Origin of the sequence: Gluconobacter sp., assembly GCF_047723935.1 — a bacterium.
Lineage (GTDB): Bacteria > Pseudomonadota > Alphaproteobacteria > Acetobacterales > Acetobacteraceae > Gluconobacter.
This window is the reverse complement of record NZ_JBDOBO010000019.1, coordinates 1-14,695: the sequence shown is the minus strand read 5'-3', so window position 1 is coordinate 14,695 and position 14,695 is coordinate 1. Positions and strand designations below refer to the sequence as shown.

7 protein-coding genes and 1 pseudogene are annotated in these 14,695 nt (G+C 57.2%); 5 read left to right on the top strand and 3 right to left on the bottom strand.

Going from position 1 to position 14,695, the window contains the following annotated elements; all coding sequences use genetic code 11:
* Together ABF979_RS08725 and ABF979_RS08720 are read right to left on the bottom strand one after the other, a co-directional pair.
* A pseudogene (locus tag ABF979_RS08725) lies at positions 1 to 754 on the bottom strand (glycosyltransferase family 1 protein); the annotation flags it as partial.
* On the bottom strand, positions 751 to 2,211 hold the full coding sequence (locus ABF979_RS08720) for a glycosyltransferase family 4 protein (RefSeq protein ID WP_415559183.1): 1,461 nt from the start codon (positions 2,209 to 2,211) through the stop codon (positions 751 to 753). The gene ABF979_RS08720 and the pseudogene ABF979_RS08725, both read right to left, overlap by 4 nt.
* A 350-nt stretch (positions 2,212 to 2,561) precedes the next feature.
* Here ABF979_RS08720 and ABF979_RS08715 point away from each other — a divergent pair, with 350 nt between their 5' ends.
* The 5 genes from ABF979_RS08715 (at position 2,562) to ABF979_RS08695 (ending at position 11,390) form a co-directional block, all read left to right on the top strand.
* The gene (locus tag ABF979_RS08715) at positions 2,562 to 4,715 is read left to right on the top strand and encodes a glycosyltransferase (protein ID WP_415559181.1); all 2,154 of its coding nucleotides are present in this window, start codon (positions 2,562 to 2,564) and stop codon (positions 4,713 to 4,715) included.
* A 103-nt stretch (positions 4,716 to 4,818) separates the two neighbouring features.
* On the top strand, positions 4,819 to 6,036 hold the full coding sequence (locus ABF979_RS08710) for an HAD-IIIA family hydrolase (protein ID WP_415559179.1): 1,218 nt from the start codon (positions 4,819 to 4,821) through the stop codon (positions 6,034 to 6,036).
* Positions 6,033 to 7,121, top strand: coding sequence for a hypothetical protein (locus tag ABF979_RS08705; protein WP_415559177.1), 1,089 nt, complete (start codon positions 6,033 to 6,035; stop codon positions 7,119 to 7,121). The genes ABF979_RS08710 and ABF979_RS08705 overlap by 4 nt, the downstream gene beginning before the upstream one ends.
* Entirely contained in the window at positions 7,109 to 10,630 is a 3,522-nt protein-coding gene (locus ABF979_RS08700; protein WP_415559175.1) for a glycosyltransferase, read from the top strand. Before ABF979_RS08705 ends, ABF979_RS08700 begins: the two co-directional genes overlap by 13 nt.
* A gap of 598 nt (positions 10,631 to 11,228) precedes the next feature.
* Positions 11,229 to 11,390 carry a transposase gene (locus ABF979_RS08695; protein ID WP_202208702.1) on the top strand — a complete coding sequence of 54 codons (162 nt, stop codon included), beginning with the start codon at positions 11,229 to 11,231 and terminating at the stop codon, positions 11,388 to 11,390.
* A gap of 589 nt (positions 11,391 to 11,979) precedes the next feature.
* Here the strand turns inward: ABF979_RS08695 and ABF979_RS08690 are convergent.
* The gene (locus tag ABF979_RS08690) at positions 11,980 to 14,511 is read right to left on the bottom strand and encodes a Hint domain-containing protein (protein WP_415559174.1); all 2,532 of its coding nucleotides are present in this window, start codon (positions 14,509 to 14,511) and stop codon (positions 11,980 to 11,982) included.
* Positions 14,512 to 14,695 lie beyond the last annotated feature (184 nt).

Below are 14,695 nucleotides of genomic sequence, written 5' to 3'. Positions count from 1 at the left end.
TGCCGATGTCCTGTTCCGTCAAATAGGACTGCACGTCCGCAGCCGTGGCCTTGCTATTGGCGAAAATGACATCGGCCAGGGGCAGCATGGCGCGGTGCCAAGCGCGGAATGTCGTAATGATTCCACGGTCGCACCATTCGGGGCAACGGACTGGCACGAGATCATGCATCAGCAGGCCATAGGACATGCGCAGGTTATCGCGCATCCAGCGGATGGTGTGGATATAGTTCTGGTGGTGCCATGGTGCGCCAAGGGTCAGGAACACGTCACCGGGGCGAGCAGCGTCCGCCAGTTTCGTGCCCTCCAAATACTGTTCGGACCGTCCGACGTTACGACGCGGGCTCAGCTTCCGCTGTCCGGCGCGCAGGGCCAGTCGTACCATCGTGGCGGGGAGGGTGCACAGGCCGGTGAACGCGAGGCCTTCCGCCTGAAAGAAGGTGGACAGGACCTTTTCGGATGGCACCTTGTCGATGGATGGCGTTACGGAGGGAAGGACCGTGGCCTCAGCGTTTGTTCCCTTTCTGTCGCCGCCTGCCATGATCTGGCGGAACAGGCTTTCCACAACTGTCCAGTTCACAGTCTGGAAGTCGTGGGGGTGGGTGGCGTCCGGACCGCGCCGGACGAATTGGACATCTTCACTGCGAAGGGTGCGAAGGGCTGCGCTAATCTCGAACACAACGCGCTGGATGCCGCTCGGCCTCCCGTGGTGCGTGAGATGGAACAGTAGATCGTCAATGTCGATCCATAGGATCATGATCGTTTTTCGCTCAGGTAAGCCGTATGGCAGGCGTCCAGAACGGCGTCGGCCGTACGTTCCCACGGGACGGGCTGGAACTGGGTGCGGACCTCCTCCTGCCAGCGGGCCAGTCCCTCGCGATCCGTGATGGTGTCGTGAACCACACGATAGGCGTCGTCGATGTCTTCCGGGTCGAAGTAGCGTGTCAGCGGGCCGCCGGCTTCGGGGATGGAGGTGGAGTTCGAGGCAATGCAGGGTTTGCCGTTAACGAGGCTTTCCGTCACGGGCAGGCCCCAGCCTTCATACAGCGAGGGAAACAGCGTAAAGAGGCAGCCTTCGTAGAGGTGGGACAGCTCCTCATCGGTCGGATCGTTCAGGAGACGGATCTTGCCGCGCAGCCACTCGGTGTTCTCAAGCTGCTGCATGAGGTCAGAGACCAGCCAGCCGACACGGCCGGCAAAAACCAGTGTCGGGACCTCCTCGCGTGGCAGGTCCGTCACCAGACGGCGCCAGATGCGGAAAGCTAGCAGGTGGTTTTTCCGCGCCTCGATGGTGGAGACGAACAGGACATAGCTTCCCGGAGCAGGCAGCCCCCTGGGACGTTCACCCTGAGCGCGGTGAGGTGGGCCGAAGCCGCTGCCGATGGGAATGGTCTGGACTGGAGCGAGCAGCTTCAGGTGATGCTGGCGGGCATAGTCTTCCACGCTTCGGGCAGTTGCGTTGCTGATGGCCAACAGTCGGCCACACTGGGGCAGCGTGGTATCGAGCCAGTGACGGAAATCCTGGATCAGGGACAGGGCGCACCATTCGGGACGCACTGCTGGAATGAGATCGTAAAGTAGCAGTACGGGCTGAATGCCATAGACCTGCCGCATCCGGGCCAGACGTTCTCCGAAATCCGGTTCGGACCAGGCGGCCCCCAGAATCAGGAAAATGTCCCCGGACTGCGGTGCGCTGGCGGCGGGTGGAGCCGGAGCGGGGGGAGAGGACGCGGATTGTGACGCCGATGTGGGAGAGGCGACGATCGGACGTGGGCGCAGGCGCGAGCGAGCATAGCGGCGCAGGAGCTGAAACGCCCGAAGCTGGTTGACGACAATGTTCAGCAGGGGACGGGCAAGCTCGGGGGGGAGGCTCTCCAGCCGTCGGATTACCGCATGACGCAGGCGTCTGATCAGGGCGCGAGGCGACCGTGCGACAGAACGCATGGATGCAGCGTCGGGAATGATTTTTTCATCAGTCCGGACCGCGAACAGGGCCTCCAGATCCGCAAAGGAGACGGGTATGAGAAGGTCGCCGTCCCCTTGTCCGCGGCGGCCCAAGACGATGCGGCCGATCCCCGGCACAAAGGCGGCCTGCTGACGGATGACACGAAGGATTTCAAAAACGAGACGCTGGATTCCGCTGGGGCGGGCGTTTTTTTCGAAATACTGGAAGATGTCTTCGACGTCGATCCAGATTGTATAATCTTCGCTCATGCGTCCGGAGTAGCCTCGGGCTGGCCGGCAAGAGCGCCGGTCTGTCAAACGGTGATAGTGCGTTCTGTAGAATAAAGCCTGCGTCAGGAGCAAGCAGTCTCGGGCGTTGATTGGAGCAAAGATGCTGCTCGGTCGGAAAGATGTTATATTTGTTGCTGGAAATCCCCGGCTCCTGAACCTGAACTTATAACGATTATTTGCTATTTCCGGCAGATTGTCCCTGGTTAAAAGCTCGAAAGACAAAAAATCTCTAAACGAGACTGCACGTGACGGCAGGAAAGTGTTAGTCCCGCATAAAGCGTGCTGATTTATCTCCGTTCCTGATCCAATTTCTGAGAAACCGTTTTGCCATGCCGATTTCGACCGAGAGTGCTGCTGACATCGTCCGGCTGTTTCGTACAGGTCTTGGAAGAAGACCAGAGCCCGCGGCTCTCGCTCACTTTGCAGCGCTACTGGAAGATGGGGCGACATTCCATGACATCGCTCATATCATCGCGGGATCACCGGAGTTCCGTCAGCTTCATGGTGACGAAGACGTCTGTGATGCGCGATACGTGTCTTTCCTGTATCATAACGGGTTGGATCGGACGCCTGATCCGCAGGGAGAAGCTGGCCTTCTGGCGGCTCCGAACCGGGGCGATGGGCTGGTAATCGTTGCCGGATCGGAGGAGGCCCGCTCGCGGACCGATCTTTATGCGTTGCTTTATCCAGAAGGTGCACCGCCGCAGGACGACATGGCCTACAAAGCGTGGCTTCTGCGTTATGACCGGCTGTCTCCGACAGAGCAACTGGCCATCGGACGCCATATCGACCGAGGAATGGTCTCGCGTCCAACATTTTCCTTGATGCTGCAGGTCAGCAATCACCGACTGGACCTTCTGGAGGAGACAGTCGCTTCCCTGGAAGCGCAAATCTATACCGACTGGACGCTGATCGTGGTTTATCCCGATAACCTGCGGCCAGGTATTCGTACGCACCTTAAAGAGATTATACGACGCGTGCCCGGCTTGGTCGACGTGGAAGTTTCGTCCCATCAAGGCGTTGAAGGACGCTGGCGGAGCGCACTGGCGGCAGCGGCGGGTAGTTTTTGTGCCTTTCTGGAGCCCGGGGATCAACTTTCCCGAACGGCGCTTTACGAATTTGCAGTCGCTATCGTCAGCCGGCCTGACCTGGTGCTTCTGTATTGTGACGAGGATCGTCTGGGCAGTGACGGGCAGCGCTGTCACCCTTCTTTCAAGACGGGGTGGAGCCGGGATCTCGCTTATGCGGGAGATGTGATCGGGCAGCTTGCGGTGTTTAGCCGGGCGCGAATCATGGCGGTCGGGGGAATCCGTGACGAAGGGGGCAGCTTTACACGGTATGACTTGCTGCTGCGCGTGACAGAGGATGTTCCGGCGGCCTGTATCCATCATCTGCCCCGACTTCTGTTCCATCGTGGGCGGGCGCCGGGTCTGCCACTGATGTTCCCGCTGGTGCGGGCTACGCAGCAGCATCCTGAAATGCGAGACGTGGTCCTCCGGCATTTTCGGGAACGCCATCCGGATCTTGACCTTGAGGACGTCTATATCGGCGGGAATGTCTGGCCAAGAATCGTCTATCCGACAAACGGTACGCCATTGGTTTCGATCATTATCCCGACCCGGGACAAATTCCGGCTGCTCGAGCGTTGCGTTTCCAGTCTTCTGACTCTGACCAACTATCCGAATTTCGAAATTCTGATCGCCGATAATGGCAGCACGACCCCGGAGATGCTTGATCTTCTGCGGCGTCTGGGACGTGATCCGCGTCTGACGGTGCAGCGTCTTGCCGCGCCCTTCAACTGGTCTGCCCTCAACAACAGGATGGCCCGTCAGGCGAAGGGAGACATGCTGCTCTTCCTCAATGACGATACGGAAATTCTTGAGGAAGGATGGCTGACGGAAATGGTGTCACTGGCGCAGCAGCCTGGTGTCGGCGTGGTAGGCGCGCGGCTGTCCTATCCGGACGGGACGTTGCAGCACGGCGGCATGGTCATGACTGAGCACGGGCCGAAACATATCCTGCGCAGCGCGACGGAGGATGATCCAGGTTATCTGGGTCAACTTGTCCTGACGCGGGATCTGATGGCCGTAACGGGCGCCTGCATGCTTGTGCCTCGTCCGGTTTTCGAGCGAATGGGCGGCTTTGACGAGACCTTCCCCCTGACCTGCAATGATGTGGATTTCTGTCTGCGGGTGAGGAAAGAGGAGTTACGGGTTGTCTGGACGCCCCATGCTACACTGATGCATGAAGATGGTGGAACGCGCGGACGGGACGGGACGGCGCGGAACCTGTTCAACGCCTGTGTGGACGTCGGGCGTCTGCTGGAGCGGTGGGAGAAGGTCATGCTCAACGATCCTTTTCTCAATGCCAATCTTGAGGCCACGGATTACGCGTTGCGGCTGGCGACGCCTCCCCGTGCGCCTAAGCCATGGCGTCGGCGAAAGGGCCACCATCGCGAAGCCGCCCGTGTTGCGCTGTCCTGACCGGCTGTTCCGTTTTTCCTTCCGGCCTTCCGTTCTGATCTGAAGAGACAAAGATGTTCTGTTCTGCTCCACTTTTTCGTTCTGTCGCGACGTATTCTGTCTCGTGAGTGAGGTGACTGTGCGTCAGTGCGCCATTTTGGTGGGGGGGCTGGGAACACGTCTGGGCGCGCTTACCCGGACGTTGCCCAAGCCCCTCATGCGCTGTGGCGACCGACCTTTCCTCGCGTGGCTGATGCGGGAGATGCAGCGTTTTGGCGTTGAGGACTTCGTTCTGTTGGCAGGACATCTCTCGACGGAGATCGAGCGGGCCGTAGACCAGATCCGGGCTTTCCTGCCGAAGCCAGCGAAGATCACAATCAGCGTGGAGCCGTTCCGGGCCGGTACGGGAGGGGCGCTGTATCATGCCCGCGCGCATCTTCAGGATCGTTTTCTGCTCTGCAACGGGGATTCCTTGTTTTCCTGCAACCTATCACGGTTTCTGTCGCGTGAGCCTCAAGGAAACTGGATGCTGCTGCGTGCGGTTGAGGATCTGGACCGGTACGGGGAGGTTCGCCTGGCGCAGGACGGCGAACATGTGGCGTCTTTTCATCCCAAGGCCGAGCAGCCGGGGCGGGCGGGCCTGATCAACAGCGGGATTTATCTGTTCGATCACACTGTCTTCGGTCATTTGACGCCGGACTGTTCGCTGGAGCAGGACGTGTTGCCGGCACTGGCGGCGCAGGGGGCTCTGCGTGGCATGGAACTGACCGGATATTTCCGGGATATCGGCCTGCCAGGCGATCTTGAGGCGGCAGGACGGGAGTTGCCCGAGGTCCTGCGGCGTCCGGCCGTGTTTCTGGACCGGGATGGTGTCATCAACAAGGATCATGGCTGGGTCGGCACGCGGGAGCGTTTCGAGTGGGAGCCGGGTGCTCTGGACACCATCGCGCGGATGACGGAGAGCGGACATCATGTCTTCATCGTCACCAACCAGTCAGGTGTGGCTCGCGGACTATATTCCGAAGAGGATCTTCACGCCCTGATGAACTGGGTGATCGGGGTGGTGCGTGCGCATGGCGGCACAATCGACGACTGGCGGTACTGCCCGATCCATCCCGAGGCCGTGGTGGAGCGGTACCGGGGGAATAGTCCTGACCGCAAGCCTGAACCGGGCATGATCCTTGACCTGCTGCGGCGATGGGAGCTGGACCCGGAATGCTGCGTAATATTCGGAGATCAGCTCTCCGACATGCAGGCCGCCAGCGCTGCTGGTATCGAAGGCGTCCGCGTTGGTCCGTCCAGTCTGGCTGATCTGATTTCCGAAAGAGAGGGGTTCCTGTGAACAGCGATCCTTATACACGCTCGTCCCATACTCGTTCGATTGCCGGGACGCAGAACGCTGTTCGCGCACGCGTGCCACTCCGTCTGGGGCTGGCGGGTGGCGGGACGGATCTCAGTCCGTATTGCGACGATTTCGGAGGGGCGGTCCTGAACACGACCATCGACCGCTATGCCTATGCCTTCATCGAGCGGTCAACGGATGGAAACGTTCATTTCGTGGCTCCGGATGTGGGTATGGATGAAGCGTTTGACCCGCAGGATATTAATGAAACTGTTCGGGACCGGGCAAAGCTCAGACTTCATGCTGGGGTTTTGGTCGCAATCAGTCGTCGTTTTTCGGTTCCGGTGGAGCCGTGGCGCATCACGTCTTTCGTGGATGCGCCGCCGGGATCCGGGCTTGGTTCGTCCTCAGCGCTGGTTGTGGCGCTGGTAGAAGCGTTTGTCAGTCTGCTCCAGCTCCCGCTTGGGCCATATGACGTGGCACATCTGGCCTATGAGATCGAACGAATTGATCTGGGGCTTCAGGGCGGCAAGCAGGACCAGTATGCCGGGACGTTCGGCGGGACAAACTTCATCGAGTTCTTGGCCCAGGACCGGGTGGTGGTAAATCCGTTGCGGCTGTCCAGCCGGATCCGCAATGAAATCGAGACGTCCTTGGTCATCGCCTTTACGGGCGTATCGCGGGCGTCGGCGGACATCATTGCCGAGCAGCGCAGTGGCCTGCTGAAGGTGACGGAAGAAACGATGCGCAACATGCACCGCCTCAAACAGGATGCGCATGACATGAAAAATGCCCTCCTTCGCGGAGAAGTGCCCCATATGGCCGAGATCCTGAACCGGTCTTGGGAAGCGAAGAAGAACACGGCGCGCGGCATTTCCAATCCGTTGATCGAGATGCTCTATGGGCAGGCGATGGCGGACGGTGCGATCGGCGGCAAGGTCTCGGGCGCGGGCGGTGGTGGTTTCATGATGTTCATCGTGCCGCCGGATCGCCGTGTGCAGGTGATCCGTGGCCTGAATGGTGCTGGCGCGCAGGCTGGTGGCGTGCATCTCGTGACGGAAGGAGCCGAAACATGGATGAGCTGAGGCCGGTGACCGATGAAAGCCCGTTCACAGACAGTATGAGATGGGACGGCAAGGAACGGCTCGCGGGGGAAGAGTATATTCCCATCACAGAGCCGGCAGTCGAAAAGCATGTGCGTGCGCTTATCGAGAATCAGCTGGAACAGGCCATGGGGCGTGTTTACCACGTGGAGGAACGGAGCCGTCATCTGGAACGTCTGTTCGCACGCGAGCCGGTTTCAGAGCATGAAATTCAGGCGCTGACCCGCAGCAACACGGAACTGCGCAACCAGCTTCAGCAGCTCCAGGCGGAGCATCGGCTGCTACTTCAGTCCACCGCATGGCGGGTGGGACGGCGGCTGCGGGATCTGGCGCAGCGTCATCCGGTCTTTGCCCGCCATGCACGCCGAGCCGCCAAGTTGACATACTGGACCCTCACGCTGCGTCTATGGTCGCGTATCCAGGTTCGGCAGGGTGCAAAAAAAGGCATTGCCCTTCTTGCACAGTCCCCGCTGTTCGATGCCGTATGGTATTGCAAGCGTTATGCGGCAATGTTGCCCCCAGGAACTGATCCGGTCGCACATTACTACTGGACAGGTGCAGCGCAGGGGCTGGATCCGCATCCGCTGTTCAGCAGTAACTGGTATACTGCTGCGCTGCCGGTTGAGGCGGCGATCAATCCGCTTGTTCATTACATTACTCATCAGGGACGCAACCCACCCGATCCGCATCCTCTATTCGATACAGGCTTCTACCTGAAGCAGGTCGGGAAGATAGCGCCTGGACGCACACCGCTGGAAGATTTTCTGGCGCGTCCTTCTGAATCCGACATCAGGCCAAATGCTGTTTTTGACCCGGTGGCCTATGCAGAGGAATATGCTTCCAGCCTGAAAGACGGAACCAATCCTCTGGCGCATTATGCCGCAGAAGGGGAAGCGGGAGGGTTCTGGCCACATCCGCTGTTTGATCCGGTATGGTACACGGCGCGCTATCCGGCAGCCATGGAGTTCGGGGCGCTGGCGCATTACCTGCGGGAAAAGAAATGCGCGAAGGGGGTGGTCTGTTCCGAGCATATGGAGCAGCTGGGGGATAAGACGCTGTCCCTGCCGTTTTCGCTATCGTTTCCGGAGGAAAATGATCCGGAAGTCTCGATCATTATTCCGGTCTATGGCCATTATTACGATACCTGGCGCTGTCTGGCGTCCGTAATGCTGCTGACGCGCAAAGTGACGTATGAGGTCATCATCGCGGATGACCGCCCATCCCGCCCGATTGCGTCCCTTCTGGGCGCGAAAGGTGCGGTGCAGATCATCAATACCGAGAATCTCGGCTTTCTCGGTAATAGCAATTCTGCCGCGAGACGCGCGCGGGGCCGCGAACTGATGTTTCTGAATAATGATACGACTGTAGGGGACAACTGGCTGGCCCCGATGCTGTCGATCATGAAGGCCGACCCCTGTGTGGGGGTGGTAGGCTGCAAGCTTCTGAACGGTGATGGCACAGTGCAGGAGGCAGGGGGAATCATCTACGGAACGGGCTGGGGTGACCCGTTCGGAAAGAATGATCAGGCAGACCGCGGCTGCTATAATTACGTCCGTGAAGTAGATGTAGTGACGGGGGCCTGTTTCCTCGTTCGCCGCCATTTATTCGAAAAAATGGGCGGCTTCGATGGCCGGTATGCCCCGGCGTTCTATGAAGAGTTCGACCTCGCCACCAGCATCCGGGATGCAGGATACCGGGTAGTGTATCAGCCTGCGAGCCGTGTCCGCCATCATGGGAGTGCGTCCTATGGCACGGAGATGCGCGACAAGCAGACGCTGAAGAACCATGCGACCTTCTGCCGCAAGTGGCAGACGCTCCTGGCGACGCAGCCTGCGCCGGATACGTCCAGCTTCCTGAGCCGGGAGCGGCCCTCTCCGCGGGGCATCATCCTCGTCATTGATGACAAGGTGCCGGAATATGACAAGCATGCTGGTGCGGTCACGTTGTTTCAGTACCTGCGCCTCATGCGCGAGCTGGGCCTGCGGGTGATCTATGCGCCGCAGGATGGCAAGCCGCTGGAGCCTTATACGGCTGCTCTCCAGCAGCTTGGCATCGAAGTTCTTCATGCGCCGGACCGGCTGGACCGATGGCTGCGCGCGTATGGCCTTTACGTGGATTTCATCTGGACGGCTCGGCCGGATGTAACGTTCCCGATCTTGGCGCAGCTTCGCCGCCACACCGGCGCGCCGATTCTGTATTACACCCATGACCTGCATTATCTGCGGGAGATGCGCCGTTACGAACTGGAAGGCAGCATCTGGGCGCTTCAGGAATCCCAGCGCCTCAAGCCCATGGAATTGAAAATCTTTGATGTCGTCGATCACGTCTTGACACCGAGCGCGGAAGAAAAGCGCGATATCCTCCTGGAGGTGCCTCACGCAAATGTCACAGTTGTACCGCCTTATCTGTTTGGCGATACGGACCTGACAGACGCGCCGGCCGATTTCGCATGCCGCAGGGACCTGATCTTCGTGGGAGGGTTCGACCACACACCCAATGTGGACGCTGCGGTCTGGCTGGGTCAGGAGATTATGCCGCTGGTCTGGGAAAAGCATCCGGACAGCACACTGTGGATCGTGGGGAACGTGCCGCCGCCGAATGTGCAGGCGCTGGCGTCGGAGCGGGTAAAGGTGACGGGATTTGTGCCGGAACTGGAGCCATATTTCGAAAAGGCCCGCGTTTCGGTCAATCCGCTGCGTTACGGGGCAGGCGTCAAGGGCAAGATCGTCACGTCATTGCAGGCAGGTATTCCGGTTGTTACCACTACCTGCGGGAATGAAGGCATCCAGCTTGCAAACGGGGAAGAGGCGCTGATTGCCGATACGTCCGCGGATATTGCGCAGGCGGTCATCTGTCTTCTGGATGACGAGGCGCTGTGCCGGACGCTGATCCGGTCTGGGGCGGAGGTGGTGCGGAAGCGCTTTTCCGCCAGCCGGGCGAGGGAGATCCTTCGGAACGTTCTGGGAGATGCGCTCTGCCCGGTCTGTGGCAGCCGCCCGCGGCAAGGACGTCATGCGGATGGGGACTGGCGCCTGGGGCTGCACTGCACGAATTGCGGGGTGGATAACCGTGGGGCCGGGGTGGCGCAGGTTTTGGTGGCGCCGTGGCACCGGCAGCGGGTCAACACCGTGCGCGAGGCGCTGCCGTATCTGCAGGATCTGCGGATGCATGAATTCGGCAGGGGCGAGGCGTTGCGTGCTACCCTATCGGGGCTGGCAGGATATACCTGTTCTGAAAAGGCTATCAACGAGTTGTTCCATAAGGACGGCCTGATCGATCTGTTCCTTAGTCCTGAAGGGCAGGTACAAGACCTACCGACGTTGCATCGTATTCTGAAGCCTGGCGGTAAATATATTTGTGCGGTCCTGAAGCAGGTGAATGAAACGGCACAGTCCCTAAGGGAAATTGGCTTTCAGGTTACAATCCATAACGTCGATATGTCCGACAGCGGTGAGGCTTCTTTGCAGATCATTGAAGCTCTTCGGGACTGAGGCGTCTTTCTTGAGGAGTTCATAAAAATAGGCCTGGGTAAGACGTTCTGTTCGATACTGAAATGAGAGAGAGCGGCTTGCCGAGGAAGATAAGATCATGTGCGAGAAAATAGACCGGCCAAACAAGGGTTAGCCAATTGTCGGTGGAACGCCCAGAATCGGTTTCTTCGAGGTTTGCGTTATTCACCTCGGCAGTTCTGAGACGAGTTGAAATCGGAAAATGGATCCCAATTTCCGAGTCCGTGCGCAAGCCGCTATCGGAGTGGAGAAAAAGGATTCTAGCGGCAAAAACGGCTAAAAAGCATTCAAGGGCTTAAATCGCAGTTTTGAGTAGTGCTGCCCTAAGGGACGTGTCGTATCACTCGCCAAAGGACAAACATGCCCGCTACCCCCTAAAGTTCATGAAGGCGAAGCAACAGCATGGTGGCACAATTCCATCAATCATTCTCGCCATTCCCGTTGGCGATACATCCCATATATTAATCAAGTGGAAGTTTAGACTGATTAGTTGTTTAGGCCCCGTTGACAAAAGTTTATAGGATCGGCGTGAGATCTGATTCACTTTGTGGCTGGGGAATAATGGGCAGAGAGGACAGGTATGGCCCGAGGCGATCTGACGGATCAGGAATGGGTGGTTATTGGTCCTCTTCTGCCTCCTGAGCGCGAACGTTGGGCACGACCCGCAGGAGATAACCGCCGGTTTCTCAAGGGTATGCTGCATGTCCTGCGCCTCCGTTTGTCCGTGGCGGGATATGTATAAGCCCTACGGCAGGTGAAACTCCGTGCATGTCCGATTTTGTCGTTGGGCCGAACAGGGCCATATGGGACGCTCTGCTACAAACCCGTATGGAAATGAGGGTGACCGATGACTGGCAGTATATAGTCGATAGCACCGTGAGCGGTCCCATTCACAGGCCACAGACGCAAAAGGGGGCTCGTACGGAAGCATTTGGTCGATCACGTGGCGACCTTACGAGAAAAATCCATGCCCGATACGACAATCAGGGGCGTCCTCTTAGCTTTGTAGGCAGGTCTCGGACTTAGAAAGCCATAAAGCCCTGATAGCACTTCGAGCTCCAAACCCAGGACCATGCTCACTAACCGGAGCTATGACAGCGGCAGCTTTTGCCAGGATCTGTTGGTCCACGGGATCCTGCCGGTCATTCCCTCGCGCAAAGGCCGCATCACAACGCGCTATACAGAAAAGAGAAAATATCGGGTGTCGTTGTTGCCGCCGGACATAACGGATTTTCATGGTCTGGTCTTTAGCGAGACTACATGAAATCCCCTAAGCATTTTCTAGAAAATGATGGGAAAGCATAGACTTCCCCATCATCTTTTAAAATCTGTTATCCGACCTTACGGAGATCGAAACTGGAAGAGTGAGCTTCCATTACATAGGGTCCGCTAGACACCACCTGAATGGAGAGAATGCTTGGCTCTCTGACGAACATACCACTACTCTGGAGTGGCAGAACCGCATTGCCATCTGTCCAGCGATATCTTGAGGATTCTACTTCATGCCAGCCTGACAGGTTGGACAAGGAAAGATGCGCCGTCAGTTTTGTTGTCCGGCGAGAGGCAAAAAGCGAAATATCGCCGACAAGAACACCAAGATTACGACGATCGTCCATAAACGGGCCGATCGTATCACTTGGACGATTGGCACGCGACACCAGACGAACTGTCGTAACACTTGCCGGGATCATGAACGTAACCCGCTCATTCGCCTGCCTTAGCGGACGGATAACCTGACCAAAATCTGTGACCAAATGAAGATCAGCGTCTTCAGTGAGGGTTACAGGTGCATTCTGAGAAACCAGCCCTGCTGACTGCGCACGGAGTTCAATATCATGGAAAATGGGCTCTACGAACAAACGACTAACGCACAGTGGGGCAGCCGCGTCTTCGCTCCATGTCTTTTGCCGTCCCGTTAGAGTGGCGAGGCCGCCATCCTGCCGGAATGTACGACGATTGCCTGTATCGAGATAGCTCTCTGTCAGCATTCCGTCTGCCATTATTACAGAATGCTGTTCCGTCTCGATATGATAATAGTCGTAAGAGGTCAGTGACTTGTCATAGAAAATAGAAATTCCGTTGACGAGCATACGTGCGGGGACAAACTTGCCGTTAAAATACAGACAGTGTTCCGCCGTGATCAGCATGTCCTTATACGGAACACCCTCAGCAATCGCATTTTTGAGAATGCGAACAGGGTAGCCTGCTTCATCCGTAGACCGCTGTGAGTTCACTACAGCACGCTTTCTGCCTGCCCAGACAATCTTTTGCATGCTTTCCTGCCCATTCTCATAGACAGAAACGACATCTCCAATTGTCAGATCCTGAATTGCCTTGACGCCAGAAGGTGTAGCGATCATTGAATCTGCCAGGAAGCAGACTTCATAAACAAGATCGCCATCACTGTTTGCGGTGAGCGTATAACCAGCGTCTTTAACGCCAATGATGTTCATCGTGACCGACGAGCCGTCTTTGAGAGTCAGCACGACATGATCGGCATCTGAGTAATTCACAGTCGTGACGTCTGCGGCTTTGACGTCAGCAAGAGTAATACCGTCAGAGGAACCCGCTGCAGTGCCCGAGAAACCACTGATGACCGTGGTGGGGCTGCCAGTCCCGGTGATGACCAGGCCTGTGTTGGTATTACCCTGAAGATCAACTATGCCACCGGCTGTAGACGGAATGGTCGCCGTTGCGCCGTCAGCAAGGGTAATCGTTCCGGATATTATTGCGCCACTGAATCCGCTGATCGTGCCACCACTCGCGACGGATGTATCTCCAATCGTAGCGCCCGAAGATACGTATACCGTAGCGCCGCTGTTCACGGTCGTGTTGGTTGCCTTGCCTCCCGAGGCAATATCGAGCACGCCGCCACTTTGGAGTGTAGTGCTGGTTGCATTTCCCTGAACGCCTATGCCGCCCGCGACGGTAGCGGACACGGAAGAACCTCCAGCATAAACCGCTAGCGTACCGCCAGAAGAAATAGTGACATTGGTGGTCGTAGCACCTTTGTTAATAATTTCCTTGCCGTTGCTAAGAACAGTGGACCCGCTATCTACACCTGTGTTCTTAACATTCAGCACGCCACCGGAGCCGATCGTTGCTGCGTACGAGGAGCCTTTCTCTACTGTGAGATTGGCACCATTACCGGAGACAGTAGTATTATAAACCTGTCCTCCACTGCGTACGTCCTGACCTGCACCGTTTCCGGACACCACGGTGCCGTAAGCAGCGCCACCATAGACCTGCTCAACGGGATATTTTCCCTGGAGTTGTGTATTGCTCGTCACGCCGCCGCTTTCAACGCGCACAATGCTGACGCCGTTTTTGCCATCGTCAACAGCGGAGAGATAGTTGGCGCTTCCGCCAGCCTGAATGTCAATCAGTGCAGCTTTACCCGATGCAACAGTGGTCCGGATAAAACCCCCACTGGTGGCGACCGCCGTTCCGCCAGCGGTGATGCGCGAGGCCGCAATTGTCCCGCCGTCGCCTGCACTGATCGATCCACCATTGGATACTGTGGCCTGCGCCACATTAGCACCCAAGATAGCCCTGATTGCGCCACTGCTCAGAACCGTGGCCGCATACATTGCTGCACTACTGCCCTCAACATCCACTTCTCCGCCAGAAGAAAGGATACTGCCTGTATCGGTGCCGTATACAGTTGCGAAGGTTATATGGTCATCTTGGCCAATGAATGTATTGCTGGTGGAAACACCGCCATTCTCCACCGTGAAATCGGCTTGGGCTTGCACAGTAATCCGGGTCGCGCTGCCACCGGCTTCGACCGTCATCTGGTCATAGCCGGCGCTAAGCGTAATGCCAGAAAGTGTGGTGCCTGAAGAGGCTACATACTGGGTCATACATAATGCCTAAAATTTATTAACAATTATTCACTACAAGGAATAGGTTAAATATCTCAAGTCAAGAATCGGAAATATTTTGAATAAAATTAATAAATAATAGAAATTAAGGAGCGTTTTTATAATATAACAAATATTAACGATCAGAATATGGGGATATTTGCTTGTATATATTGTAGTTTTA

Excerpts from the sequence above, each read along its gene's own strand:
- ABF979_RS08720 (WP_415559183.1), bottom strand. The coding sequence starts at position 2,211 with ATGAGCGAAGATTATACAATCTGGATCGACGTCGAAGACATCTTCCAG.
- ABF979_RS08715 (WP_415559181.1), top strand. The coding sequence starts at position 2,562 with ATGCCGATTTCGACCGAGAGTGCTGCTGACATCGTCCGGCTGTTTCGT.
- ABF979_RS08700 (WP_415559175.1), top strand. The coding sequence starts at position 7,109 with ATGGATGAGCTGAGGCCGGTGACCGATGAAAGCCCGTTCACAGACAGT.
- ABF979_RS08695 (WP_202208702.1), top strand. The coding sequence starts at position 11,229 with ATGGCCCGAGGCGATCTGACGGATCAGGAATGGGTGGTTATTGGTCCT.
- ABF979_RS08690 (WP_415559174.1), bottom strand. The coding sequence starts at position 14,511 with ATGACCCAGTATGTAGCCTCTTCAGGCACCACACTTTCTGGCATTACG.